This is a genomic window from Deltaproteobacteria bacterium, from assembly GCA_016177765.1.
Taxonomy (GTDB): domain Bacteria; phylum UBA10199; class UBA10199; order JACPAL01; family JACOUP01; genus JACOUP01.
The window spans coordinates 160,237-185,883 of record JACOUP010000008.1; the positions used below are offsets into that span (position 1 = coordinate 160,237).

General features: G+C 56.1%; 21 protein-coding genes and 1 tRNA gene. 15 read left to right on the forward strand and 7 right to left on the reverse strand.

Going from position 1 to position 25,647, the window contains the following annotated elements; all coding sequences use genetic code 11:
- The 13 genes from pyrF to HYS22_03260 all read left to right on the forward strand — a co-directional run bounded on the left by pyrF (position 1) and on the right by HYS22_03260 (position 9,086).
- On the forward strand, positions 1–702 hold the full coding sequence (gene pyrF / locus HYS22_03200; GenBank protein MBI1909155.1) for an orotidine-5'-phosphate decarboxylase: 702 nt from the start codon (positions 1–3) through the stop codon (positions 700–702).
- Positions 699–1,358: a phosphoribosyltransferase gene (locus HYS22_03205; GenBank protein ID MBI1909156.1), complete on the forward strand. Its 660-nt coding sequence runs from the start codon at positions 699–701 to the stop codon at positions 1,356–1,358. The genes pyrF and HYS22_03205 overlap by 4 nt, the downstream gene beginning before the upstream one ends.
- Positions 1,359–1,406: 48 nt before the next feature.
- A complete protein-coding gene (locus HYS22_03210; protein MBI1909157.1) occupies positions 1,407–2,498 on the forward strand; it encodes a hypothetical protein in 1,092 nt (363 codons plus the stop codon).
- 55 nt (positions 2,499–2,553) lie between these two features.
- A tRNA-Leu gene (locus HYS22_03215) sits at positions 2,554–2,635 on the forward strand.
- Positions 2,636–2,647: 12 nt separating this feature from the next.
- On the forward strand, positions 2,648–3,286 hold the full coding sequence (locus tag HYS22_03220) for an ABC transporter ATP-binding protein (GenBank protein MBI1909158.1): 639 nt from the start codon (positions 2,648–2,650) through the stop codon (positions 3,284–3,286).
- The gene (locus tag HYS22_03225; GenBank protein ID MBI1909159.1) at positions 3,283–3,954 is read left to right on the forward strand and encodes a heme exporter protein CcmB; all 672 of its coding nucleotides are present in this window, start codon (positions 3,283–3,285) and stop codon (positions 3,952–3,954) included. The genes HYS22_03220 and HYS22_03225 overlap by 4 nt, the downstream gene beginning before the upstream one ends.
- A 64-nt stretch (positions 3,955–4,018) precedes the next feature.
- Positions 4,019–4,687, forward strand: a complete 669-nt coding sequence (ccsA, locus tag HYS22_03230) for a cytochrome c biogenesis protein CcsA (GenBank protein ID MBI1909160.1) — start codon at positions 4,019–4,021, stop codon at positions 4,685–4,687.
- Positions 4,688–4,787: 100 nt separating this feature from the next.
- Complete coding sequence (locus tag HYS22_03235; GenBank protein ID MBI1909161.1) at positions 4,788–5,273, forward strand: cytochrome c maturation protein CcmE; 486 nt, start codon at positions 4,788–4,790, stop codon at positions 5,271–5,273.
- On the forward strand, positions 5,274–7,202 hold the full coding sequence (locus tag HYS22_03240) for a heme lyase CcmF/NrfE family subunit (protein MBI1909162.1): 1,929 nt from the start codon (positions 5,274–5,276) through the stop codon (positions 7,200–7,202).
- Entirely contained in the window at positions 7,199–7,726 is a 528-nt protein-coding gene (locus HYS22_03245; GenBank protein ID MBI1909163.1) for a redoxin domain-containing protein, read from the forward strand. Before HYS22_03240 ends, HYS22_03245 begins: the two co-directional genes overlap by 4 nt.
- Positions 7,723–8,100, forward strand: coding sequence for a cytochrome c-type biogenesis protein CcmH (locus HYS22_03250; GenBank protein ID MBI1909164.1), 378 nt, complete (start codon positions 7,723–7,725; stop codon positions 8,098–8,100). Before HYS22_03245 ends, HYS22_03250 begins: the two co-directional genes overlap by 4 nt.
- Positions 8,097–8,663: a hypothetical protein gene (locus tag HYS22_03255; protein MBI1909165.1), complete on the forward strand. Its 567-nt coding sequence runs from the start codon at positions 8,097–8,099 to the stop codon at positions 8,661–8,663. The genes HYS22_03250 and HYS22_03255 overlap by 4 nt, the downstream gene beginning before the upstream one ends.
- A 93-nt stretch (positions 8,664–8,756) precedes the next feature.
- Positions 8,757–9,086, forward strand: a complete 330-nt coding sequence (locus HYS22_03260; protein ID MBI1909166.1) for a hypothetical protein — start codon at positions 8,757–8,759, stop codon at positions 9,084–9,086.
- Between the two features lies 1 nt (position 9,087).
- On the opposite strand, the gene HYS22_03265 is transcribed toward HYS22_03260, so the two are convergent.
- Genes HYS22_03265 through HYS22_03275 form a run of 3 tightly spaced genes read right to left on the reverse strand, consistent with a single transcriptional unit; the run spans position 9,088 to position 12,833 of the window.
- Positions 9,088–9,330 (reverse strand): LapA family protein, encoded by a 243-nt coding sequence (locus HYS22_03265; GenBank protein MBI1909167.1) that lies wholly within the window; start codon positions 9,328–9,330, stop codon positions 9,088–9,090.
- Positions 9,331–9,352: 22 nt separating this feature from the next.
- A complete protein-coding gene (locus HYS22_03270; protein MBI1909168.1) occupies positions 9,353–9,583 on the reverse strand; it encodes a hypothetical protein in 231 nt (76 codons plus the stop codon).
- Between the two features lie 22 nt (positions 9,584–9,605).
- Positions 9,606–12,833 (reverse strand): hypothetical protein, encoded by a 3,228-nt coding sequence (locus tag HYS22_03275; GenBank protein ID MBI1909169.1) that lies wholly within the window; start codon positions 12,831–12,833, stop codon positions 9,606–9,608.
- A gap of 111 nt (positions 12,834–12,944) precedes the next feature.
- On the opposite strand from HYS22_03275, the gene HYS22_03280 reads away from it, so the two are divergent.
- Complete coding sequence (locus HYS22_03280) at positions 12,945–15,344, forward strand: hypothetical protein (GenBank protein MBI1909170.1); 2,400 nt, start codon at positions 12,945–12,947, stop codon at positions 15,342–15,344.
- A 12-nt stretch (positions 15,345–15,356) separates the two neighbouring features.
- Here the strand turns inward: HYS22_03280 and HYS22_03285 are convergent, their stop codons facing one another.
- Complete coding sequence (locus tag HYS22_03285) at positions 15,357–16,742, reverse strand: YfcC family protein (protein MBI1909171.1); 1,386 nt, start codon at positions 16,740–16,742, stop codon at positions 15,357–15,359.
- Between the two features lie 65 nt (positions 16,743–16,807).
- A complete protein-coding gene (locus HYS22_03290; protein ID MBI1909172.1) occupies positions 16,808–20,065 on the reverse strand; it encodes a hypothetical protein in 3,258 nt (1,085 codons plus the stop codon).
- Positions 20,066–20,249: 184 nt separating this feature from the next.
- Between HYS22_03290 and HYS22_03295 the strand changes: the two genes are divergently transcribed.
- Positions 20,250–22,814: a hypothetical protein gene (locus HYS22_03295; protein MBI1909173.1), complete on the forward strand. Its 2,565-nt coding sequence runs from the start codon at positions 20,250–20,252 to the stop codon at positions 22,812–22,814.
- Between the two features lie 4 nt (positions 22,815–22,818).
- Here the strand turns inward: HYS22_03295 and HYS22_03300 are convergent, their stop codons facing one another.
- Both HYS22_03300 and HYS22_03305 read right to left on the reverse strand, forming a co-directional pair.
- On the reverse strand, positions 22,819–24,096 hold the full coding sequence (locus HYS22_03300) for a hypothetical protein (GenBank protein ID MBI1909174.1): 1,278 nt from the start codon (positions 24,094–24,096) through the stop codon (positions 22,819–22,821).
- Positions 24,097–24,098: 2 nt separating this feature from the next.
- A complete protein-coding gene (locus tag HYS22_03305) occupies positions 24,099–25,631 on the reverse strand; it encodes a M20/M25/M40 family metallo-hydrolase (GenBank protein ID MBI1909175.1) in 1,533 nt (510 codons plus the stop codon).
- Positions 25,632–25,647 lie beyond the last annotated feature (16 nt).

Consider the following 25,647-nt stretch of genomic DNA (forward strand, 5'->3'; position numbering starts at 1 on the left):
ATGAACCCGGAAGAAAAAATCATCGTCGCGCTGGATGTCGATAACCTCGACCGGGCAAAATCCCTTGTCACCATGCTGGCCCCTTATGTTGGCTGTTTTAAGGCCGGCCTGGAGTTGATTACAACCGCCGGGGCGCCACAGGTGGTGAAATTCATCCACAACCTCGGTGGAGAGATCTTTTTCGACGGCAAATTCGACGACATCCCCAACACGGTTGGCGCCGCCTCCAAGGCGGTCGCCTCACTCGGGGTCAAGATGTTCAATGTTCATGCCTCCGCCGGGATTGAGGCGATGAGGGCCGCTGTGGCGAACAAGGGGAAGTCTGCTGTCTTGGCGGTCACCGTTCTCACCGCCATCGATGAAAAAACCTGCCGGCATATCTTTGGCGACACCCCTTCCGCCAAGGTTCTGCAACTGGCTCTGGATGCCAGAGAGGCCGGCGTTGACGGTATTATCTGTTCCCCGCAGGAATTGGCACCCCTCGGAGGGGAAAAATTGTTGCGGGGTCTGGCAAAAATCACCCCCGGTGTCCGACCGGTCTGGGCCTCAAAGAATGACCAAAAACGGGTGATGACCCCGGCGGAGGCGACCCGGGCGGGGGCCACGGCATTGGTGATCGGTCGCCCGATCACGAATCCGCCGCCGGAGATCGGAACACCGGTGGATGCCGTCAAAAAAATCTTGGAGGAATTATCATGCTGACAGAACAAGAGGTCTTGAGAATCCTGGCCAAATCCAAGGCGGTCATCACCGGAAGTCATATCGTCTACACCTCCGGCAAACATGGCACTGCCTATGTCAACAAGGATGCCGTCTACCCGCATACTCAGGAGACGTCGCTCCTCTGCCAAACGATCGCCAAAAAATTCGCCGCCTCCGGTGTGGAGGTAGTCATCGCCCCTGTTGTCGGCGGGGTGATTCTCTCTCAATGGGTCGCCCACCACTTGAGCGAACTGACCGGACGGGAAGTCCTCGGGGTCTATGCGGAAAAAATGGAAGGGGGAGAAGGTTCGGGTGAATCACCCTTTGTTATCAAACGGGGGTACGACAAGTTGATCCAGGGGAAAAAGGTTCTGGTCGTGGAGGATGTCCTCAATACCGGTGGTTCCGTAAAAAAGGTGGTCGAGGCCACAAGGGCTGTCGGCGGTGATATCATTGGGGTCGGCGCCCTCTGCAACCGTGGCGGGGTCAAGCCCTCCGATATCGGTAATGTTCCTGAACTGTTCACCCTGGTGAACCTCAAGCTCGAGGCCTGGGATGAACCTTTTTGCCCCCTCTGCGCCCAAAAGGTGCCGATCAATACCGACATCGGCAAGGGGCGAGAGTTTTTGGCAAGGAAACAACAGATCGGAACGTAGATTTTCCAAGCAACAAACCCTGCCCGCTACCGAAAAGGCCGGTACACTATGCCTCCTCCTAAAGCAGTTTCAGCCCAACAGATAAGGGACTTTTACACCACCTTCCTCGGCCCGGAAAAAGGAAAACCGCAACCGATCGATCTTTCAAGCCGGGTGGTCAGTGCCGAGGAAGCGGGGTTCCTTGTCCGTAACAAACTGGAGGAGATCCGCAGGGCCCTAGTAAAAGACGAATACAATTATTATGACGTTGAAGGCAAGTTTGGTTTCGTCTCCCTCCGGAACAAACCGATCTTCCCCGACGTGTTTTGGTACATCTCCCAGAGAGACTGCCCAAAGGATGTGTGCGAACCGACAATCTCCGTGGAGGATATCGGTCTATCCCTTGTGGAAGCGGGACTTCTGATCCTGCCACGCGTTCAAGAGGAACCAAAACCGGCGACCGAAACGGAGCCGATCGTCCTCAATCCGGATCCCTCCGGACAATCCTCTCCCCCTGTCGCAACGCTTGGACAAATCTGGAACAACAAAGGGATGATCCGCTGGAAGGTAAAAAACGCCCCCTCCATCCCACACTTTGAAGAATGGCTGAAGCTTCCCGGCCTGAGTGATGAGGACCGGTTGTTCCTCATTGACAGCTTTAATCGTCTCGATTCTGTCTATGCCAGGAGAGAGCTTTCAAAGGCGTTGATGGAAGAGGGAGGCCCTCAGGTGCGCACCACCTACCTCAAGCGCTTTAGAATTAGCCATTTTAATGGGGGGTTCTTTTTGGGCAATCTCGCGACTACTGATTTTGACCCTCTTCTGGCAAAACTGGTTCCCTCTGACATGAAGACGATTCATGAGATTCTTGGTAGCGACGACCCCCAACAGGTTGCCTTCGGGCTCCTCTGTGCCGCAAGATTACTGAACCACGGTGACTTCCTCGCCATTCGCCAAGAGGTACTGGATAAAAAGACCGGCCAAGGCCTCCTTTTCACCTCAAATAGGCCCAACCCAGGTCAGGAAGTCACCCTTACTGATTTCGCCAACTACCTCCTCCAGGCCTATTTCGGGGATTTCTCAACCACCGACAAGGACTGGGTCGATAAAAAAACTTGGGAATCTTACCCTCACTACCGACCCAAAGGGGTCGGGCAATAGGTTTTGTTTTCCCTTGTCACCCCCCTAAACCACTGCTACAAAACAAAAAGTTTTTGCCCCCGTGGCGGAACTGGGATACGCGTATGGCTTAGAACCATATCCCGAAAGGGTTGCAGGTTCAAATCCTGCCGGGGGCACAAAACAGGTCTATGGAAGAAGCGGTCCAATTAAACAGTCTCAGCAAACGGTTCGGACGCAACTGGGTCCTTGCCAACCTGGACCTGACCGTTCAAAGGGGGGAATCGATCGCCCTCTTCGGCCCGAATGGTTGCGGAAAATCGACCCTCCTGAAGGTGATCGCCACCCTCCTCCGCCCGACAACCGGGACCCTCCTCGTTTTGGGGTACTCGGAGAAACAAAGGGGGGAAATCCGCAAAAAAGTCCGGCTCGTTTCTCACGAAAAACAGCTTTATGGAGAATTGACCGCCCTGGAAAACCTCCGGTTCGCCGCCCGACTCCGGGGTTTTTCATTCACCGACAACGATCTGGAAGGGTATTTGCAAAAACTGGAAATCCTCCCGGCCAAAAACAAATGGGTGCGTGAGTTTTCTGAAGGGATGAAAAAACGGTTGATGCTGGCCAAAACACTGATCGGCAATCCGGAATTAATCCTTCTGGACGAACCGTACCCGAGCCTCGATCGTTCTGGCAAAGAGGTGATCAATTCCTTGATCGAGGGATGGCGCCAAGAAGGAAAAACGATCCTGATCGCCAGCCATGACCATGACGAAACCCTCCGCCATGTCGACCGGAGCCTGACCCTCCAGGGAGGGAATTTTCTGCCATGAAATCACTCCTCCGCCAAGCTCTCGCCATTTTGGAAAAAGATCTCTTGATCGAATACCGCGATAAAAGCCGTTTTGTCTCCGTATTTCTCTTCGGTCTTCTCTTACTGCTCCTTTTTAGTTTTGCCTTGAGTGTCCAGCCCGATCTGATGCGCAAAATGGCGGCCGGCCTTTTTTGGCTGACTATCCTTTTTTCCTCACTCCTCGCCCTCGAACATTCCTTCCAGCGGGAGATGGAAGAGGGGCAATGGGAAGGACTTCTCCTTTTGGGAACGGACCCGAGGGGTTTGTACCTTGGAAAAATGTTGGCCAACCTCTTTTTTGTCTTCTTTCTGCAACTGGCCCTCCTTCTGCCGATGGCGGTTCTTTACGACATCCAACTTTCCCCAGCACTGGTCACGATCCTCTTTCTGGGAAGTCTTGGGATTTCCAGTCTGGGAACATTTTACGCCATCCTCACCACCCACTTTCGCGGCGGCCAACTCCTGCTCCCGCTTCTCCTCTTTCCGATGCTGATTCCCCTGCTTTTGGCGGTGGTCAAGGTCACGGAACTGACCCTGGCCCATGATCTCTTCGGCCAACAGGTCGCCTGGCTAAAACTATTGACACTATTTGACATTGTTTTTCTTTTGGTATCTCTTCTCACGATCGAAACACTGCTCGACCAATGATGGTTCGACAAGCTCACCATGTCCGCGAATCAGGGACACCCTGAGCAAAGTCGAAGGGTCAACGATGAGACTAAAAATAATCACTGTCATCCTTGTTTTGTTTTTTGCCTTTGCCCAGTATTGGGGGTTGAAGATTGCGCCGCCGGACCGGATGATGGGGGATATCTACCGGATTCTTTTTGTCCATGTCCCCTCCGCCTGGAATGCAATGCTCCTCTTTACCGCAAGCTTTGTCTTCTCCCTCCTCTATCTGATCAGCAAAAAGCAAAAGTGGGATTTCTGGAATGAGGGGGTTACGGAAGTGGGGCTCGTTCTCACCGGTTTGGCACTGGCGCTGGGGTCCCTCTGGGGGAGACCAACCTGGGGGATCTGGTGGACCTGGGATCCACGCTTGACCGCCACCGCCGTTCTGTTCATTCTTTACGCCGGCGTCCTGCTCTTCCGTCGCTTTCTGGAGGATCCGATCACCCGGGCAAAAATCGGTTCCATCCTTTCGCTGTTCGTCTACATCAACGTTCCGATCGTCTATCTTTCCGTCAAATGGTGGCGGAGTCTGCACCAGGTCCAGTCGAGTCCCCAAACGATGGCGCCGGAAATGATCCTGCCGCTCCGGTTGAACGCGCTGGCTATTTTGGGTATCGCCCTCTTCTTTGTTTATTGGAGGGTGCAGCTCGCCCGTCACCGGGCCGCACGGGAGGAAGCCGAGTCAAAACCACCGGGAGGCAGCTTATGATCGAGGGGGGCTGGGAATTTGTCGGGGCCGCCTATGGACTGACTTGGATCGTTTTTTCGGCCTATCTTCTGTCACTCTGGTTTCGCCTGCGGGGATTCCGATGAAAAAGGCGATGATCGGCGGCGGAATTTTGATCGCCGGGGCACTGGGTTATGCCTTGTGGGGGGGATTGGAAGAAAATCTTGTCTACTTTGTGACCCCCACCGAACTTTTAGAAAAAGGAGACGGCGCGGTCGGGAATCCGATCCGTGTCGGGGGGGTTGTTGATGGCGGCTCGGTCCGGGTGGAAGGGACCCAGATCCATTTCATCCTTACCGATGAAAAACCAAGCCGCATCCCGGTCTTTACCAACACTACCCCGCCACAGATGTTTCAGGAAGGGATCGGTGTCGTTGTGGAAGGGGCGTTGCAAAAAGATCATCGCTTTTATGCGGAACGGTTGATGGTGAAACACGGCAACGAATACCGTCCCCCCCCAGAAGGAAAGATGCCACAGCAGATTTACAAACAGCTAATCTCCCCCTCACCCTCTCCCCGACGCGGCGAAGTCCCTGCCGAGGGACAAAGGGGAGAGGGGAAAGATTGAATGAGCCCCATCGTTACACTTGGCAACAGTTGCATCGGTCTTTCCGCCGGCCTTGCCATTTTCGGCATGATCCTTTTCTATGCGGCGCAACGGAGTCCGTCGGCAAACCTTGCCGGTTGGGGACGGGCCGCCGTTTACGGTAATTTTATCTTGATGACCGTCGCCAACCTGGCGATGGTCTACGCCCTTCTCTCGGATGACTTTGGCGTCAGTTACGTCGCCCATGTCGGGGCCGTCGAGACCCCCCGGTGGATCAGCGCCATCTCCCTCTGGAGTTCTCTGGAGGGATCGATCCTCTTTTGGGGATGGATCTTGACCACCTACTCTGCCGTCTGCCTCTACCTTTATAGAGAGAGGGAGGAGGCGATCTTTCAATGGGCCGGTCTGGTCATCCTTTTTATCCAACTCTTTTTCTTTCTCCTTCTCGCCCAACCGGCGAACCCATTCCTTCCAGTCATTCCTGCCCCAGAAAACGGGCCTGGCCCAAATCCGCTTCTACAAAACCACTGGCTCATGGCGATCCATCCCCCCTTCCTTTATATAGGGTATATCGGATTCACGATCCCGTTCGCGTTTGCGATCGGATCTCTCCTCGAAACTGACCTTCAAGACTATTGGGTATCGTTAGTCCGGCGGTGGACCCTTTTTGCCTGGTCGTTTCTTTCGATGGCGATCGTCCTCGGCGGCTGGTGGTCCTATGCCGTCCTCGGTTGGGGCGGCTACTGGGCCTGGGACCCGGTAGAAAATGCCAGTTTCATGCCCTGGCTTTCTGGTACGGCGCTCGTGCATTCCCTCATCGTTTACGAAAAGAGAAAAATGCTTCCGGGCTGGAACCTGACGCTGGCCATGATGACCTTTCTGCTCACCCTGCTGGGGACCTTTCTCACACGGAGCGGTGTGCTCGATAGTGTCCACTCTTTCACCGAATCCCATGTGGGGCCTTACTTTCTGGTCTTCATCGGGATCCTTCTGACCCTTTCCCTCTTTCTTCTTTTCTGGAGGGCACCACGCCTTAAACAACCGACAAGAACGGAAAGGGTGATTCACCCAAGCCTCTTCAGCCTGGAGACCCTCTTTCTTTTCAACAATCTTTTGTTTGTCAGTTTTTGTTTTATTGTCTTTCTGGGAACCCTCTACCCGCTTGTTGTGGAAGCGATCAAAGGGCAGCGGATTTCCGTGGGGGAACCGTACTTCAACCAGATGACGGTGCCGATCGTCGGGATGATTCTCCTCGTCATGGGGATTGCGATCATCACGCCATGGAAAAAGGGGATGCTCCGTCCTTTTATCACCCTGGCTCGCTGGCCGCTTGTCGTTTCCTGCGTCGTTACCATCATCTCATTTATTCTTGGCGGGCAAAACCCGGGGCTCGTGATCATCCTCTTTCTGGCCACCTTCGCCTTTTTGGTCATGGTCTTTGAAGTTGTCCGTGTTGTCCGACGGGAGGTCTCTTGGACCCAACTCCTGACAAGCAATCCCCGACGCTACGGTGGTTTCATTTCTCACCTGGGGGCCCTGATGATCATCGTCGCTGTCGCCCTTTCATCCCTGTATGACAAAAGCCAGGAATTTTCCCTGAAGGTCGGAGAATCGGGCCAGATCGGACCTTATACCTTGACCCTGGAAAAGATGACCGCCGAACAGGCGCCCCAGCGTTTTGAGATCAAGGCGATCGTCGCGATCTCTCAAGAAGGTCGCTTTCTGACGACTCTCACACCGCAGATGAATTTTTATCCCTCCTCCCAACAACCGATCGGGAGTCCCGCCATCCGGTCAACCCTTCTGGGGGATATCTATCTGACTCTCACCAGTTTTGAAAAAGACGGTTCCAAGGCGGCGATCCGTGCCCTTATCACACCGGCGGTTGTCTGGATCTGGATCGGAGGGATCTTCGTGATGCTGGGAGGCCTCCTCGCACTCTTTCTATGAAACGCCTTGTCCTCTTTTTTCTGATCCTGATCCCTTCTCTCTATCTTCTCTATTTCAGCCTGACGCGTAATCCCAGAGACCTTCCCTCCGTGTTGATTGAGAAGACAGCCCCCGATTTTGAATTGGAGAGTCTGGATGGAAAAAGAATGAGCCTGCACGAGCCTCCGGGGAAGGGCGATTCGCCCAAGCCTGTCATCCTAAACTTTTGGTCGACCTGGTGCGGCCCCTGCATCCAGGAACACCAGGTCATCCGTGAGGCTATTGATCTTTATACCTCCAAAGGAGTTATTTTTTATTCCATCTTGTACGAAGACAAACCTGAAAATGCCCGTCAGTTCGTCAAACAGTTCGGCCCAGCGGCGCCAATTCTTTTGGATCCCTCGTTAAGGACAGCGATTGACTACGGAGTCAGCGGCGTTCCAGAAACCTTCTTCATTGACCGGCAGGGGCGGATTGTCTACAAACAGGCCGGACCATTGACCCCAGACATTCTTATGAGGGAGATCGAGAGGCTTCTAAAATGAACCGACTTATTCTAGTGTTTTTTATACTCTTCTTTTCCATGGCCCACGCCGCTGCACAGTTAACCCCCGAACAAGAGAGTCGCGCCAACCAACTGGGCCGGCAACTCCGCTGTCCTGTCTGCCGCGGGGTCTCCATCGCGGAGTCACCGGCAGAACTGGCGCAACAGATGATGACCCTTGTCAGGGCCCAGGTGGCCGAGGGGAAAACCGACCAGGAAATCTTGAAATACTTTGAAGAACGCTACGGCGAGTGGGCCCTCCTTCAACCAAAGGCGGAGGGGATGAATCTTTTGGTCTGGGTCCTCCCCGCACTCTTTATCTTAGTGGGTGCCGGTCTCATTGTGAGCCGGACTAGAAAGGAAAAAACATCGTGATTCTTTCTGGAACAATGTTGGGCCTGGTTGGCGTCTTCGCCCTCTTGTGCGCCGCACTCACCTTGGCCCTTCTCGACCGTCGTCAACATTCCCCATTCTTATCTCGAATGGCACTCATCCTTTTCTTGTGCGCCTTTGTCGGTGGCGTGCTTGTCACACTGATCGGAGGGATCAAACCTCGCAATAATCAAATACCGATGGGTCCTTCCGCCGGCAAAACTGGTCCGATGGGAAGCATCGGTAGTATTAACGAAGGAGAACTAAAGACCTTGCAAGAAAAAGTCGCCCAAAACCCCCGCGACATCCGGTCACGCGAAAGGCTGGGCCATATTTACCTGCAACAACAGGATTTCGAAAACGTCTTCCGGATGGCGCATGAGGCCTTGCAAATAAATCCCAAGAGCGTTGAGTCTCTGGTCCATATGGGGATGGTCCTGTTTGCGATGCAGGACCCGACCGCCGCCCTCCAACAATTTGACAAGGCGCTCGCGATTGATCCCAAAAATCAGGAGGCGATTCGCTTTAAGGGAATGGTCACAACGGCCTTATCATCAAAAAAATAGATATAAATCAATATGTTATACAAACTTCCTAGAAAATAGGTTGGAGGGGTGTCTCATTTTTGATATCCTACTCTATATAATAAGGAGGTCGATATGCGGAAGCAAGATTGGGCAATCATCCGGAAGAGAATAGGAAAAGTGGTTCACAAGGGGGTAGCCTACCTCAAGGAAGGGACCAAACAGGCCGGCTACGTTGCCGGGAAGACGGCCCACGTGGTCCATCTGGAGATGAACATCCAGACACTCAAATCGAAGATTGCCAAACTGAGTAAAGAACTCGGCCAGGTGGTGCATGCCTCATGGACCAATGGGCATATCCGGACAACGCCGGAGTCGAAGAAGCTCCACCATCATCTCCATCAGTTGGAGAGAAATCTAAAGCAACAGAGGCAGGAGCTGGTTCACACCCATATCACAAAATAGCTTAAGGCGGTGTCCCCTCGCCTCTCTTGCCACGGATCCTCCGGATCTCCCAGGAGAGGAGCAGGGTGAGCAAGGAGCCGGCCGCCATCGAAATCAAGATGAGAAGGAGCTTTGGGGTGGCCGGGAGCGACCAAAAGAGAAAATCAACCGGCGTCGGCTCGACGTTCTGAAGGATAATGATCAAGAGAAGAAGGGAGATCAGCCCCCAAAAGATCGTGCGGGGTCTTGTCAAAAACCGCTTCATGCGGGGAACAATACCAGAATTTTCAGTCTAAGTCTATTTTTCTCTCGGAGGCGGGCGGGGACTCCGGAGTCTGGATATATTTTTCGTACCAATCCTTGATACTGAACGTAAAGAGTCTCCTCCGGCAACGCGGGCAGGAAAGATTCACCTTTCCGGCAAACATGTTGGAGATGATCCGGCAGTCGAGGGGGAGAAAACTTCGGCGACAGCGACGGCAGGAAAAATTTTGCGGGAATTCTTCGGTGAGCGTCATCGGGAGCTAGCGTATAGCGAGTTTACTCGGGAAAGGAAAGTCCTAAAAGATTAAGATGCGCCGACAGGGCGAAACGCTCTTCGGACCCTTTTGGAAACCGGTCCCAATCACTCCTCAATTTTTGGAGATAAGAAGAGGCGGTCTGAACTACCGGTGAATCCGTAATCTCAACCCCGGCCAGCCCCTCATGCACCAACCCAATTCTCAAGTCTCCCATCGCTACAAGGGCTCGCCCCTCTTCCGGAATGTTGGCAAGATAGACCCCATTTTCGATCTGATGGACCACCTGGATCGCCCGCCAGCGGTGGGCCCACTCTCCCAACCCCTTCAGATCAAGACCATAGGTTTCCCCTTTCATCAACTGGTGTGCAAAAAACCGCACTTCATTCGGGTCCTGGGATTTTACCAAATACATCTCAAACAGAACCTCATCCTGAGGCTTGGAAGGATCGATCCCCAGATTGGGGTCATTCCTGGCCTCTCGCGCCTCTTCTCTGATCGTCGTCACAATGTTATCGATCATTTCTTCTGTCAGACGACGTTCCCAACGACCGACATCCCCTGTTTCTAACCCGATACCGATAGCACTGCTGACCAACTGGCCAATCTGGTCCTCGCCGTTCAACCGTCGATCCAGGGCCGATTCTTTGTAGGCCTCGTACAATTGTTCTCCTGATCTCCCGCGGGCACGGGAGCGGACCTGCCGTTCCAACCGGCCCAACTCTCTTTTCAATTCTCCTCCAAGACGACTCCTCTCCGCCTCAAATTCCCCGGCGAGCCTCTCTTCCCATTGCCCGACGACACCGGTCTCCAAACCGATCTCTTCCGCCCCCTTGACGACACTGGCAAACCTTTCTCCTTGTCCCATGGGACCGGCCATCTGCTTATAAATATTATAAAGGGTCTCTTCCTCATCCTTCCCCCTGACCTTATCACCGATCTCCGGATTCGTTCCGGCATAGGCATAAAGCCGCTCCACATCCTCTTCAATCCGGGAGAGCGCCCGCCGAAATCCGGAACGAATCTCCTCCTTTTTCCTCTCAATTTTTTCCGGCATATAGTCTCTCCTTGAGGCAAACGGAACCTCCCCGTAAAGATTCGTGAGATAACCCGGCGTCGTCATCAACCAGATATTCCGGCTGTCGGTGGTGAGAAGATGGACCGGTTCTCTCACCGCCTCCCTGTCTCCAGTCAGCTCCACCCAGCCGACCACGGGACCGGCGGTCATCCTCTCGGGGTGTGCCGAATCGCCGGGGACCATCACCGTCACCGGCGCCCGGTTTTGCCACTCCGTCCTGTTTTCGGAAAAGCCAAAGAGTTGAACGGCCAGGGAGGCCACCCTTTCCTCAAGACGGGTCGGCCGTCTCCCCTGTCGGTCCAGGAATTGGGGGGGCTGAAGGGTTGCTGAAAAATAGAGGGCATCAATCGCCCCAACGGTACGGTAGAATTGCCTCCCCAAGGAGACAATCTTGTCCGCCTTCTCCGGCGGATACTTCCGGGCATCCGGTTCCTGCCCACCGGCAAGGAGCGCCGCCACCTCCACTATTTCCGGAAACTCCCTCTTCGCCTCTTCCAGATTTTTGGCCGATTTGTAAAGGGCCCCGAATGTCAGGGGATGGTTCGAAGAACCCGGCATGAAGGTCGGCTGAAATCCCCTTTTTTGCAAATCCTCAAAACTGACCGGCGGGGGATTGACGACCGGTACAGGCAGGGCATCCACCCACTTTTTAAAGGCCGCCTCATCTTTAACATAAACCTTGGAGCCGTCGTAGGAGACCGCCTCTTGAAGGAGTCTCGAGTAATCCGGCATCCCCAGCGATTCCTGATCGGTCCCAAAAAGTTGATGAGCCCGGCCGCGGGCGTAAGGGACCGGATGAGCCAGCAAGTTTAAAATGATCGGTTGCAGGAAGGCCTGTTCCTGCGGATCACTGACCAACCTCTTCAAAAAACCAGCCTCGTCAAACGGCTCCCCCGCTAGCCCTTGAGCCGCCGCCGTCATCGCCACCTGCTCGTTAAACCAACTCCCGATTCTCACAAGATCGCTGTAATGACGGTAGTAGCGATAGAGATAATCGGCGGACCACTGGTTGGACCGGTAATAAAGGTGGGTGAGAAGGAACTTGTCAACCCGGCGGGCTCCGACCTCAAGCCAGCCCAACGGATTCAGTCTGTAGGGGAAGCGCGAATAACGACGCTTAAGAAAATCATCGACAATCTCATCCTCGATCGGGAGTGTTCCCCCCTCCAGCGGTTGCCACCGGAGGCTCGGAAGCCATGAGGGACCGCCATCAAATAGAAACCCTTCCGCCCCGTAATCGGCCAAGACCAAGACCCCCAGTCCTGTTGCCGCTCCGGCTGCGATAGGGGCCAAGGCGGTCCGGCCAGCCACAACTCCCAATCCCTCCCGCCCGGCGAACCCTCCCAAACGGAGGAGACGGGAATGCCGCGGGGCAAAGGTGATGATAAAACCATTGGTCTGCCAGAGAAAGGTAGAAAGACTGCTCGCCAGCCCACCGCTCTCCAGTCCCAAGGCGTTTTGCGTTGCCTCATCGGCCCAACCAACCATCGTAAAAACACCAACCCCGCGGGCCATAAACGGCGGGGCCTTGGCGAGTTGCGACGGCGTCGTGACAAAACGGCCTGCGGTCCGGAAACGCCCTGCCCAGCGTTTCCCAAAATTTTTCAACCGTTGGGCCCAACGCTCGCCAAAAGGGAGGGAAGGATCCACCGGTGTTGAAGGAGTTCCCGGGCTTCTGGGAATCGGTTGCAGGACGTCTCTGGAAAACCTCTGCCAGAGGGGGGCTTTTGAAACGCCGGCCGTCCTCTCGCCGGCCCACCCGATCAGGCGGTGGATCCCATAAGCGGCAATCGGCGTCCCAACGACTGATGTTGTCACCAAGGCAACACCCCTTGGATCAACCTTTTTCCCCGAACAGAGGGAGGCAACTGTCTTTGGGGTCATCCCGTAGATCCGGACCGCCATCGTCGCCTCCCCCTGACAGGCGGTGAGCGAGGCAAGTCTCTCCTGAAGGGCCAACGCCCTTTTCCATTCCCCGTCCATCTTTCCCACCCAAAGGGCCCCGACAACTTCTTCATAAGAAGGGAGAGGCGTTTTTGTGGAATCAATCCGGTACTCTCTCAAGACCTCTTCATAGTCCCGAGGTTCCAAGGTATCCGGCTTATTCCGATAGGCGATCCCCAAGAATAGGGGAAGCCTGGGGTCTATCAATCGTCGTTCAAAATCAGCCATTTTAGCCCTGTTGTTCGGAGGTATTATCGGAGAAAACAGGCCAAAGTTGCTCATTTAAGGGAGCAACTTTTTGCCAAACCGGCCGAAAAGAGGGGGGGTTTGACAATTCAAATGGCGCCTCCCGGATTTTACAACCTGCCGGTCTATCCCCCGATCGCCCCCTGGGCTACCTATTCGGGGGCCCTCACCAGCCTTGCCGGCTATAGTCGCCTCGGTTTTAGCAAGGACCCGGCCCATACCCTGGTTGATTTTGCCGAGCACCCGATTGATTACCTCAACAGCTCTCCCCTGCCAGGGCCTCACGAAATCGGGTGGGAAGAGTTTCAGAGAAACGGGTATGACCCTCCTCTCGTCCGCGACTTTTACCTGAAATCGGCTGAGTGTGAGAGCGCCTTGGCGGGTAAAATCTCGCTCAATCCGGAAAAGGCGCTCGCCTGCCAGAATTATCATCCCTTAAACAGCTCCGGCGTCCGTGCTGTGGCAGTCCCAACCCTCAGGGTGGCGGCGGCCGGGATCGGGGCGGTCAGCCTCTTCACCCAATGGCGCAAAATTCCTGGCGAGGCCGGAGAACAAAAACTGCCGCTCCAACCAACCCTTTACTGGACTGTTTACTATACCGGCGCCTATGCGGCGGCCCGGGCGGTAAGCGATATGGCCGGGGCGGCCCGCCTCCGTTATGGGGATGAGGCAACCTGGAACATGAGCCGGTGGAACCCCGCCGATATCAACTTTACGGTCCAGGAGGCGGAGTGGGCGTTGCGCCCCTGGAATGCGTGGTCCACCCATGTAGCCCTCGACTGGGCCGCCAGGATTAATGTCTGGATGTTTAACAAGGCGGGGGAAGCGGCGGCGACCGCCCCGGCCTATCCGGTCGAGACCTGGATCAGTCAACGAATGGCCGCCTTGAGTCCGGGGGTGCAAAAAACGGTCAAGGCGGGGGCGATCCTGGGAGGGGCCTATGTTGTCTACAAAGGGGGAGAGGCGGCTTCGCACCTGGCCCGCGGCGAATACGAAACCACCGCCGAGATGAGGGAACAGGCGGCGTTGACCGTCCTGGGGGCCGGCACTGCTGGTCTCGGTGTTCGTCAATTCCTGCAGAGCAAAACCGTTTTTCCGATCCACAGGATTGTCTTGGAACTAAGAACAATGGCAACAACCCACCCGGCACGGTTCGCCGAGATCGCCGGGATTGCCAACGAACCGGCGGCCATTACCGCTTTTGCCAATAACCCGGCAAAAATGGCGGAACTGGCCCGAAGACCGGCGGCCCTGACGAATACCCTCCTCTACCTCGATAACGGTGAGGCGGCGCTGGTCAGGGCCAGCCGGAACGGAGAACGATTTGTCGGGGCAAGCCGTCTTGTCCTCTGGGGGCTTGGCGCCCTTGTTGTTTATGAAGGCTTTGAAGCGGCAGAACGGCTCATCTCCAGCGACAGTTTTAGGGAGGCAAAAAATGGTGACTGGATTACGGACACCGCCCTCTGCACGGCCGGTGTCTTCACCGGGGTGACATTGGCCGCCAATGTCACCAGGGCCCCTTTCTTTAACCGGTGGCCGGGACTCCGGGACAACGTCTTTGTCGCCACCACCATTGGTGGAGAACGGGCGGTCGCCGCCACGATGACAACAAGCCTCCTGCTGGCGGCCCCACAAAGATCCGGTTACATGCTCGGTTACCTCTGGTGGCGCGGCCTGGGGAACGGCATCGTCAACACCCTCTTCCGGGGGCTTCAGGGGTATAACGACCTGGATGTTTTGATCGCCGAGTTTGGCCGGTCGTTCGTCACGCCGCTCCCCGGAACCATCTACGACGGTTACTACCGGTCAACCACGGGGAGGGCCCCCTCGACCTTCCAATCCCTTGTCTGGTCCAACGTCGCCTACCAGATCATCACCGCCGTCAACCAGACCCGCCAGACCGGTTCGATGAACTACGCCAGCCTCAGCCGGCGCTGGGCCTCCGCCACCCCTGAAGAAAAAGAGGGATTGGCAACGGCGATTCAGGATACTGATGAAGGGGTGAGGGTAAGTCTCCTCCAGAGGACAAGGGACCGATTCAGCGAAACCTTGTCCCGCCTGGAAAAGAGCGCGGCCCGGTTTCACACCCTTTGCCATGACAATCGTTGTCAACTGGGGGTTAACCGGATCTACGACCAGACCCTGTCGCTTCAAAAAGAACTGGAGACCGGCCTCCCCGACCCGCAGGCGGCTGGGGATGTTGTCCGGCGCGCCGTCACACAGACCGGCAAGGCGCTCTGGTTCTGGGGACAACACCCGACGCTGGACCGAATCGAGGCCGAGATCGGCCGTCTTGAAGAACAGCTGGGAGATCGCCGCCAGTCCGAAGAGAGGGACAAGGAGACCCTTTTGAAGGGGATGAGGGAAGAGATCCGATGGGTGAGCCGGACCCGGAATGACTTCTTCGACGCCATCCGGGAGAGAGATAACGTGGCTACCAACGAGCGGAATTACTACGTCCGGGGGCTGGAAAGATACCTCAAAAAGCGTTAACCAGGCCCCCTATTAAGGTCCCCAGTGGAATTTAATTCCTAAAACAAGCGTCACCACGGCAATCAGACTCCATAAGCCGAACAAGGGAAAATAAAACCGGACCCATCGCCCAAAGGGAACCTTGGCGATCCCGAGGCAGGCCATCAGGACGCCGGAGGCGGGAGAAATCCCGTTCATGAACCCGTCGGCAAACAAAAAGGCCTGGGTGGAAACCTGCCGCGTGAGGCCGATCAGGTCACCAATCGGAAACATGATCGGCATCACCGCCGCCGCCTGCCCGCTCCCGGAGGTAATCAACAGGGCGGTAAAACAGTTGGCGACATACATGCCGATCGCCGCCAGATAGATCGGCAGGCCGACCAATAGCTGGGAAAGGGCGTGGATGATCGTATCCATGATCATCCCTTTTTGAAGGACATATTGAATCGCATAGGCAAAACCGGTAATCAGTGCCCCACCGGTAATCCCCGACATCCCCTTCATAAAACTGGTGGCGATCCGGTTCGGCCCGAAACCACCGACGATCCCGGTCACAATTCCCATCGCCACAAAGACAGCGGCAATCTCCAAAAGGTCCCACTGGAACTGAACCGATCCGTAGACGATGGCCGCGATCGAGAGGGCGGTCACCAGCAACACCCCCCAGTCCCTCTTGTTCATCGGGCGGGAGGCCTCCAGATTGATATCAAAATCATAGTGGATGTTGAGGTCCGCCACCAGGGAACGGGCCGGATTCTTCCGCGTCCTGGCCGCATAACGGGCCACATAAAGGATCGCCACCAGAACTGTGGAAAGACAGACGGCCGAACGGACCACCGCCCCGGAAAAGATCGGAATCTGCCCGATCTGATGGGCGATCCCGACACTGGTCGGGACCACCGGGCTGGTGTTAAACCCGGCGTAACAACCGAGATAGGTCAACCCGAGGCCGACAATCGGATCAAACTTGAGGGAGCGGGCGATCACAAGCCCCAACGGGATAAAAACAATCACGGCGTTGGCCATCGAGGCCAAGGCGCCGGCCAGGGCGAAGGCGAGCATCACGATCGGAATCATCCAGACCTCACTCCCCCGTACCTTCTTGACCAAGGCATAAATGGAGGCGTTGACCGTCCCGATATCTTCCAGGACCCGAAAGGCCCCGGCCCCAAGGAAGATCCCAAAAATGATGACGGCGGCCGCCACCATCCCCTTCGGAATGGAAAGAAAGATGTCAGCTACCGGCACTGGGGATCTTTCCGTGTAGGTAAAACTCCCCGGAACAACAATCGTCCTCTTGGACTGGGGCTCCTGAACCCTTTCATACTTGCCGGCAGGAATGACGTAACTCAGAGCGGCCATCAGGAGAATGATGGCGCAGAGCAGGACGAACGGATTGAGTTCCTTAAATTTTGGCATCGTGCCCTCTCCCTAATTTCGCCAAGCTATGAATGATTTTGACTCCAAGGTCAAGGGAACTCTCTCTACTCTTGTTCCCCTTCGGGAGAAAGGCCTAAAAATCGGAAGTGTTCGTGGTGCTGGAGCAAGGCCAGAGTGGTCGCCACAACACCGGTGGGATACATCCCGACAGTCAAGGTCATCAAATTTTCGGGGGGATCTTGAAGCTGTTCCTCCGTCAGAGGGATCCCCTCCCGGACCGCCGCATTCCTGATCTCTTGATCATGGAGCGTTTCGAGGGGAATCCCCGCCCGCCTTTCAATGGTGGCCAGCAGGGCCTGAAGCCGATCTGTCTCTCCCTTCAGTTTCCCATAAAGGGCCTGCATCACCTGAACCTCCGGCGAGTTTTGGTTCAGAATAATCGCCCCCTTCTCATCAGACACCACAAGACCCTCTTTGAGATCACGGTCCCTGACAACCGAGCGTGCCTCCGGGGGAATGTCGCTCAAATAAGACCCCGTCGGCAACTGGGCCAGAAGGTGAAGGGCGCGCCAACGCCTTTCCAGAAGACCCAGTTCTCCCGTCTCCAGGCCAAAGGCCTCAGCCTTTTCCAGGAGGTGGTTGAAATAATACCGGTTTAAAATATCGGATGACTCCGGAGAAACAGGCTGGGCACTCAAGGCCGCATAGGTCTCAAACTCGATCTCGGCATCGGTGATGTTTTCCCTCTTGAAGGCAGACTCGCCCAAGCCCCTTTTTGAAAGACGGGCCATGGTTCTGGTCTGAAACACAACTTCCCCCATCTGTTCCGCCGTGAGGCGTTTTTCCCAGGCCAACACAAGCCCCCCATCCAGACCCAGAGCCGCGGCCTTCAGAACAGTCTGCCCAAAAAGATCGCCGTTATTGAAGGAACTTCCGGCCATCCCCCGATAGACACGATACAGGGCCTCTTCTTCAGGGGTCTTCTCATCAATCGCAAATTCTTTTTTTGTCTCCGCGTCGTCCCGGATCCTCTCCCGGTTGTCACGAACGGCCGCTTCAATCTCGGCAATAGTTTTTCGGGTTCCTTCACGCAGGCGGTCTCTTTCAGATTGAAGTCGCGACAGGGTCGCCGGGATCATCTTCCGAAAGGGAATTGTCTCAAAAAGTTTGTAGGCATAGGCCGGCGACTGGTCCATCCACAATTGACGGACCGGCGTCTCCAGAAGATGAACGGCCCCTTCATAAATCATCCCATAACCGTTCGGCATCTCAACCCAGCCGACGGCGGGGCCATAAGGAGTCGCGGCAGGATCGGAAGGATCCAGGAGCGCCTCCTGCAGGATCAGAATATGGTCCTTCCAGGACTCAGTACCACCTGGAAAACCAAAGGCATTGTTGGCCAGATCCACCACCCGATCGGCGAGTTTTCGGGGGCGGCGCCATTCCTGATCGAGGAGACTGGGCCTCACCCCTGTTGCCGAACGGTAGAGGGTATCCAGGGCCTGATTGACATACCATAGCTCGGTGGCGCTGTAGACCTCTTCCTGGGCGTAGCGCCCTTCCTCAGGCTTTTTCCCCTCGGCCATGAGAGAGATGATCTCCAGAACCTTTTCCGCAGTCCCGGGTTTTGCCATGAAGGCATCCAGCCTTCGGGCCGCTTCATGCAGTTGCCCCAAGGTCAGGGGACGCCCCTTCCCCTTTCCCCTCCTCCCGAGTTCACCAATCTCATCGGCCATCAGGTAAATGGGCCTGAATCCCCTTTTTTGAAGCTGATGCCAGTCGAGGGTCTCCCGCGCCTTGCCGGGCACCGGCAATGAATCCACCCATTGGCGAAAGGCCCAGTCGTTTTTGACCACAATTAGGCCTTTCGTTTCGTCCCAGGCGATGGCCTCGGCAAGGAGACCGGAAATATTTTCATAACCATATTCTTGAGGATCATACTGCCCCCATCGCTGATAAGGAATCGGCTGTTCAAGCATTTGACGGAGCCAGGGCCACAAGCCCCCCCCTTGCTCGGGATCTTCCACCACCCTTTTCAGGTGATCATAATCGACGACCACCTCCGGATTTTTCTTCTCGGCCAGGGAGCGGGAAACAGCCATCCCCACCGCCTCTTCATGAAGACGGGCGCCGAGGCGACCCAAAAGATCCTGGTACCGGAAATAGGTGTACAACCAGTCAAAATCGGACCGTTGGGCGAGATTTGCCGAACCGGGGGCCAGAAAGTGGGCGGCCTCGATCGCATAAGGCCATGGTGCCATCCAATCGGACCAGACCCTCTGATCCCTCCGTTCTGCCATAACCAGTTGATCCTCAATCGGTCGTGTCGTATCGGGGAGATTAGCAAACCGGCGAACTCCCTTTTCCACAATGGGGACTGCAAGCATGTCGGCCCCCATAACAACCAAAGTCCCCGTCCCTGCCCCTGCCAGCAAACGACCCGCCATCAACCGCCCTCCCGTCGCCACGGCAAGACGTGTGGAAACAGCCGTTCCCACCGAGGCAAGACCTGTTTCATTGACGGCAAACCGTGCCAGCCGAAGCAGGCGAGAACGGTCAGGGCGGATAGCCATGTTGAATCCGTTGACGTACCAGACCACGGTCACCACGGAATCAGTCAGGCCATTGTCTTTGTAACCCAGGGTTTTTCTTGTCGCCTCATTGGCAAGACCCACAGCGGCAAAGACACCGGCCGTCCTGAAAAGAAGACGCGGATGACTGACGATATTCCAGGCCGTCTTCAACCGGTGACCCCACGCGGCCCAAAAACCGGCCCCGGCAGGAGCCAGGGAGGGGGGCACTTTGACAACCTGTTCCGCAAATCGGGAGACAACGGGAGAATTTAAACGTCTGGCCACCCACTCGGTCCCTTTTGTGGCGGCGTCACCCAGGCGTCTCCCTTTCCAGACCAGAAAAAGAAGGGCTCCCCCTGTGCCGACCACAACAGCCACCCCCTCGGGGTCTATTTCCCGGCCAACCGGTCGGGATAGACTCTTCACCGGTTGTGGAACAACCTGTTCCAAAAGATCTTCGCAGGCGGGACCCACCTGTCGGAGGACCTCCGGACCAAAAAATCGGGCGGCCTGATCGGGCCCCCCACGGCAAACAAGATCCCGGCCTATTTTTCGGTTCAATTCAATGAGGCGATCGGCATTGGTGTACCGGGTTCTTTGGGCCTCTTCGAACGCTCGCTGAATCTCCTCATAAGAGGGAAGATTCCTGACATCAATTCCCTGCCCGGCATAGGCCTCACGGAGGGTGTCGTAATCAGACCGTTCCAGGGCCGTCGGATTGTGACCCAGGGCGATAAGGTGAAAAAAGGAGAGCCACGGGGGGATCTGGTCTCTGGGAATATCGTTCATGTCAAACGGAAGGCCCCTTTCTTAACAGTATTATCGGTTTTCCCGAGGACAAGTTGCTTTTTGAACCCTTATTTTAGGAACAAGGTCGGCCCCGTTTCCCTGTCAGAATTTAAGAGGCAACTTTTGAGGAGAAAAGGCGAGAATATCCAGGAGATAGAACCTATTTAAAGGAGATTGATTTTTGATGGCCATCCCTGCCTGGCTCAACAGGCCCCTTCCTTCCATACATCCCGCCGTGGGGATCCCCCTGTTCCTCGGCTCTTTTTGGGCCATTGCCCGGTATCAGTTGGCCCAAGACCCTCGTAACTGGGCCGACGCCGTCACCCATCCCGACGATTACTTCCGGGGCACTCGTTATACCCCTTTCGATATCGCCAATTTCAGGGTGGAAACAGACCGATTCAAACCGGGTGAAGAAATCGGTTTTTGGGATCCTATCCTCAACACAACTGCCTTCCGTTACCTTTTTACAGCCCCCCCCGAAGAACTTGTCGGCTTAAACTACCCAAGGGCCGCCGAGGCCAGGACCGGTGGAAAAACCTATCCCACCATGACGGAGGATCCCAACCTCTTCTTTGACCGGGAGTGGGCTGACCGGATGGCTGGTGCGGCGGCCTTGAGTATGGGCTTCGCCGGCTGGTATTTCAATTACCGGAAAAAACCGGGGGGGGGCAAACTCCCCCATTCCGAGACCGCCGTTTGGACAGCCGTCTTTGCCCTGACCTATGCCGGGGCCCGTCAGATCAGCGACGGCATGGGCGCCATGCGGGCCGAACAGGGAGACGACGTCCACTACAACTGGACACGCGTCATGACGGAACAGGCCAACTGGTCTATCCTGCAGAGTGAAATGGCCCTGCGACCCCACTACGCCATTGCCACCACCTGGGCAACGAATAAGGCCAGCTGGTGGAGTGCCAACATCTATGACCGGATGGGACAAAGAGTGGCCCGCAACGGGGCGATCATCCCGACCTACGAAAGGGGGCTGACCCGAGCGGCTTCCTCCCTGGGTCTGGCCGCTGACAGGGCAGGAGGCTGGGCCGTCACGCGCAGTACCTCTCTCCCCGGTTATGCCGGTACAGCGGCCCGGTGGGTCGGAAACAATATGGGTCAGGGAGTGAGGAGTCTTGGCCGGTTTGGGGCCGCGGTCGGCGGCATCGCCGTGGTCGGTCGCGGCATCCAGGGGGCCTCCCGATTGGCTCGAGAAGAATATCAGACAGACGGGGAATTTTACAGAGAGGCCGCCTGGACGGGGGCCGGTCTGACCGTTACCGGTTTCGGGGGGCATCAGATCCTCAGAAGCCGAAGGGTCTTTGTGAATGTCCGGGACCGGTTGTTGACCCTTTCCCGCACAAATCCTGAAGCCTTTGCGAAACTCGCTGTCACGGCCCTGGAACCGGGATTGGATGAGGCCACCATGAAGGCTCGTCTGGCCGCTGTGACCGGAAATCCATCCCTCATTACGAACAATGAAAAAAGTTTTACAAAACTAGCCCGATCCCCCCAGGCCCTCACCACACAGGTCATCCGTTTTGATGCCCAGGAGACAGAGGCTATTCGTCAGGCCCGGACCGGGGCCTGGAGGAATTTTGGCCGGGTTGTCACCGTCGGGACCGGTATCTATGGCGGCCTTCAGGCCTTTGAAGCGGCCGAACGCCTTGTCTATCAAGAAAGTGAAGACCCGCTTCAGGACACCCTTCTTTTCGGGGGAGGGGCAATGCTGGCCCTGATTGGCGCCGTCAATCTCGTCCGTCGTCCCCTCGGCCAGAGTTTTGTCAATTTTGAGAATAGTTTTGTTTCCAGAATGGCCGATGGCGCCGCTATCGCCGTGGCCTCGGGGACACGGGCGATTCCCCTCTTCTTGAATCCCCCGCGGGCGATGGCCTTCGGCACAAACCTCGCCTTCACAGGCCTGTCCAATTCAACCGTCAGTACCGCAACCCGCCTGGCCCAGGGGTACACCCAGAAAGAGGTCCTCCTGGCCGAATTTTTCCGTTCCTGGGTCACCCCGATCCCGGCCACCGCCTTTGATACCATCTACCGCTCCGCCACCGGACATATTCCCTCAACATTTGCGATTGTTTATGCCACCAATCTTCCCGCCTACCAGCCCATCACGATCAAGAACCAGGAAAGGGCGGCCCCCACGATGAATGAAGGGGCGTTGATTCGGGAATGGGCCTCGGCCTCACCCCGGAAGAGGGAGCAATTGGCGCCTCGCATTGACCACTACGACAGGCTGATCCACAAGACAAACCCGGAACGTTCCCGAAACGAATTTTCAGCGGCCCTCGTCTCGCTCAAGGAACAGATTGAAAGACTCGCCGCCGCCTCTCCCTCAACAACAAGAACCGCCTTCAACAGGATCCAGACCCATATCCGGATATTAGGGGGTGAGCTCGAAACAGGAAGGGACGATGCCTCGAGGCGCAGGATGGATGAATCGGCCGGTGGAGATCTGTTGCGCCGTCTCACCACAAGAGTGGGTCAGGCAATCTGGATCGGCGGTCAGCACCCTTCTCTGGACAGGATCGAAGAGGATCTGGACCGGATTGAGGAGGCCCTCGGTGAGACTGACACAGTGACAGAGGAGGCCAAAAGACTGCTCTCCGAGACCCGTGGGCAAGTTGAAATCGTGAACGGAAAACGGACCGAATTCTTCAGGACAGCCGGTTACATCAGGGATGTTGCCGGCCTCAAGCGGCTTTATGCCTTTTCCGGTACGAAGCGCCACCCGCCAAAATAGGGGCTTACAACGGCCAGGGGATCTCGCAAAAACTCCACTGACTGGGCCACCCGGTGAGGGCTACATCGTTGTCATAGACAATCAGAACCCCACGGCGATGACCGTCCGGAAACAAAGGACCCAGGGCGACCCCCTCGGCCTTGGAGCCGGTATGAAAAACCTCTGAAACCACCTCAGGTCTTTTGGAACGAAAGGACCAGTTGAGATTCCAGCGCAGGAGACGGTTGCCTACAAAACGTTCCGCGGGCGTTTCATTCAAATCCATCCACTGGGAACTACTCGCCGCCGAGAGCAGGATAAACATATCCCCGGAGCCATGGTCTATCTGAAGGGAGGAAAGCTGCAGGGGGCGATCCGGGAGAGAGGCAATCACCCCGGTTGGAAAGGGAGGAAGATAAGGTTCCAAAAGGACCCCACCCTGTCGTTCCGCCGTGGCTGGCAAGGCCTTCAAAATCTGCAAATCACGGGTGGAAACGGCGCTGACGCGCACCCCCAGATAAAGAAGCCCGTTGTGCACCGCAAGCCCTTCCACTTTGAGCCCGTTTTTCTCCGGATCCCGGTCCCACCCCAAGGAGGGATCCAGTAGGAGATAAAATGGTTCACTCTCCATAATGGCCCAAGCGGTGGGGTCATCCCCCGGAGAAAACCTGAATTTGAATCCCAGGCTGTGATTCTCCACAGCCCCCTTCCCTTTTCCTTTGTTGGCATAATCCCCGACAACGTAGATCCAGTCATCCTCCACAGCAATGTCCTCAAATTTACGAACATCCCGGCCAAAGGCCCCTCCAGAGACCACGGCGACCAGGGACAAGGCCTGATTAAAGACAAAAATATCATTGGATTTGTCATCAACCACGAGAAAGTGATCCCGATAGTAGGCAATGCCCGATGATTCCAGCCGGGAAACCGCTTGTTGGGACACCGCCAAATCCGGAGAAGATTCCGGTACCCCAAAAGAAACCGGCCTCCGGCAATAGAACGGTTTGCCGCTCGGCGTATCAGAGGGGAGGGCCGCCTGTCTTGACAAGCTGGCAACTGTGTCACGAATAAAAGGGGGGATTCGCGGCACTTCGGAGGCCTCGATCGTGGGACCGAAACGTCCTTCCAAAAGACGCATAAAGCTGACGGCCCTGTCCTGGAAGACAAGGAGGTTTGTCACCTCCCGGATCTCCAGAACCCCGTCACCAAAGGCCGGCGCAAAACTCCGAACAACAGGCTCAGGGGCGCTCGCGAGAGCCGCTCTGAGAGGACCGACCGCCTTTTCTTCAACCCGGATCCCCATGCCTACAACCGACCTTCCTTTCTCTGGGCCCGTAACTGGAGGAGGAAACGGACCGTTGTCATCGTCCGATGCCAGAGGGACTCAAGGGTTGTCGTCTCGCGCTCGCTATGCACCCCCACAGAGACCAGTCCCAAACCGTCCAGGGTGGGGCAACCATAGTACCCAAGAAGGTTGGCATCGTTCCCCGAACGAACCTCCCCCATGGCGAGATCATTGACCGGGGTGAAAACAACCTCTTTCTGACCTTCCCGAACCACTTCTTGAGGGGCCAATTCGGGCCCATGGGTCCGGGCAACGTCCCTGTAAGAATCACGGTACAGATCAAAAAGGCGTTCTGTCTCGGGGCCGCCCCTCCAAGGAGGTCGATGCAGAAAAACACGGGCCAAGCCACGAACCTGACGACCGTTGGGATTGACCGTCTGTGGTGTCGCAACGGTCCGTTGGATGGAATCAGCCACCCTCTGGGCCAACTCTTTGTCACTGAAGCGGATGTCTACCTTGGCAAAACCACATCCGGGGACACTATTACGGGCCCCACCCCACTCCCCCTGCCCCACCACGACAGAAACGCCGGTATCCGGATAGTTCATCCCGTCAATCGCTGTCAAATCCCAGGCTATCTCAGGAACAACACTGACCCCTTTTTGGGGAAAGTTTTTCGGGTGGGTGGACTCCCCTTCCCAGGCGAGGAGACCCTTGCCAACGCCCCCCTTGACCGTTGCCATTTTCCCAGGTTCGCTGTTGTAGGAAAAGACAAGACAGGCCTGAGGTCTGCCCCGCGGGCTCCAGTCAACATCACGGGGCCAGTCTTTGACCTCGACAGGGGCCTTGATGTCAGCCCTCTCTCCACGGGCCAGCCTTTCGAAAATGCGGCTCGAATCCAAAGACCCCTCTTCTTCGTCGCCGTTGACAAAAAGAGTGGTGTTAAAACCATCCAGAACATTCTCCCCCTCCGGTGTTTCCAAAAAATCAAGCGTCTTCAGGGCAAAAAGGGCCACCGCCAGGCTCCCCTTGGAATCAGCCACACCGGGTCCGGTTACCAGGTGGACAGAATCCCTTTTCTGCGAGGTAAAGTCCCGAAACGGATTCTCCGGGTCAAAAACGGTATCCATATGGGCCACAATAACGATATCCAGGGGATGAGGTCCTTTCCCCGGCCGGTAGGCATAAAGATGATTGCCCACGACCGGGATACTTGTCTCCAGCTTGTCACCCCGACACTGGGGAATCGCCTTCTGCGTTCCACTGAGGACAACACGTTTGACAAACCCCAGTCTTTCCAACTCGAGAATAAGGGCCCTGTCTGCCGAGGCAATACCCTCCCTGTTGGAAGGATGCGTGTTAACATCAACGACCCGCCGCATGAAATCAAGGATCTCAAACTGTCTTGATTCAGCGCCCACAAAACGATCTGCCTGTGCCACCAGTCCCGCATCCAGCGGCAAGGGCCTGGCCTCCCCCGACCTTGATGCGTCTCCAGGGGAAGCGGTCACAGCCGCTCCAACCGCAAGAGTCACTGCTTCATAGACCCCCATAATGATCCTCCCTTTT

Bases quoted from the DNA above. Each gene is read 5' to 3' on its own strand.
- pyrF (MBI1909155.1), top strand. From the start codon at position 1: ATGAACCCGGAAGAAAAAATCATCGTCGCGCTGGATGTCGATAACCTC.
- HYS22_03210 (MBI1909157.1), top strand. From the start codon at position 1,407: ATGCCTCCTCCTAAAGCAGTTTCAGCCCAACAGATAAGGGACTTTTAC.
- HYS22_03220 (MBI1909158.1), top strand. From the start codon at position 2,648: ATGGAAGAAGCGGTCCAATTAAACAGTCTCAGCAAACGGTTCGGACGC.
- HYS22_03225 (MBI1909159.1), top strand. From the start codon at position 3,283: ATGAAATCACTCCTCCGCCAAGCTCTCGCCATTTTGGAAAAAGATCTC.
- ccsA (MBI1909160.1), top strand. From the start codon at position 4,019: ATGAGACTAAAAATAATCACTGTCATCCTTGTTTTGTTTTTTGCCTTT.
- HYS22_03235 (MBI1909161.1), top strand. From the start codon at position 4,788: ATGAAAAAGGCGATGATCGGCGGCGGAATTTTGATCGCCGGGGCACTG.
- HYS22_03240 (MBI1909162.1), top strand. From the start codon at position 5,274: ATGAGCCCCATCGTTACACTTGGCAACAGTTGCATCGGTCTTTCCGCC.
- HYS22_03245 (MBI1909163.1), top strand. From the start codon at position 7,199: ATGAAACGCCTTGTCCTCTTTTTTCTGATCCTGATCCCTTCTCTCTAT.
- HYS22_03250 (MBI1909164.1), top strand. From the start codon at position 7,723: ATGAACCGACTTATTCTAGTGTTTTTTATACTCTTCTTTTCCATGGCC.
- HYS22_03260 (MBI1909166.1), top strand. From the start codon at position 8,757: ATGCGGAAGCAAGATTGGGCAATCATCCGGAAGAGAATAGGAAAAGTG.
- HYS22_03265 (MBI1909167.1), bottom strand. From the start codon at position 9,330: ATGAAGCGGTTTTTGACAAGACCCCGCACGATCTTTTGGGGGCTGATC.
- HYS22_03270 (MBI1909168.1), bottom strand. From the start codon at position 9,583: ATGACGCTCACCGAAGAATTCCCGCAAAATTTTTCCTGCCGTCGCTGT.
- HYS22_03275 (MBI1909169.1), bottom strand. From the start codon at position 12,833: ATGGCTGATTTTGAACGACGATTGATAGACCCCAGGCTTCCCCTATTC.
- HYS22_03280 (MBI1909170.1), top strand. From the start codon at position 12,945: ATGGCGCCTCCCGGATTTTACAACCTGCCGGTCTATCCCCCGATCGCC.
- HYS22_03285 (MBI1909171.1), bottom strand. From the start codon at position 16,742: ATGCCAAAATTTAAGGAACTCAATCCGTTCGTCCTGCTCTGCGCCATC.
- HYS22_03290 (MBI1909172.1), bottom strand. From the start codon at position 20,065: ATGAACGATATTCCCAGAGACCAGATCCCCCCGTGGCTCTCCTTTTTT.
- HYS22_03295 (MBI1909173.1), top strand. From the start codon at position 20,250: ATGGCCATCCCTGCCTGGCTCAACAGGCCCCTTCCTTCCATACATCCC.
- HYS22_03300 (MBI1909174.1), bottom strand. From the start codon at position 24,096: ATGGGGATCCGGGTTGAAGAAAAGGCGGTCGGTCCTCTCAGAGCGGCT.
- HYS22_03305 (MBI1909175.1), bottom strand. From the start codon at position 25,631: ATGGGGGTCTATGAAGCAGTGACTCTTGCGGTTGGAGCGGCTGTGACC.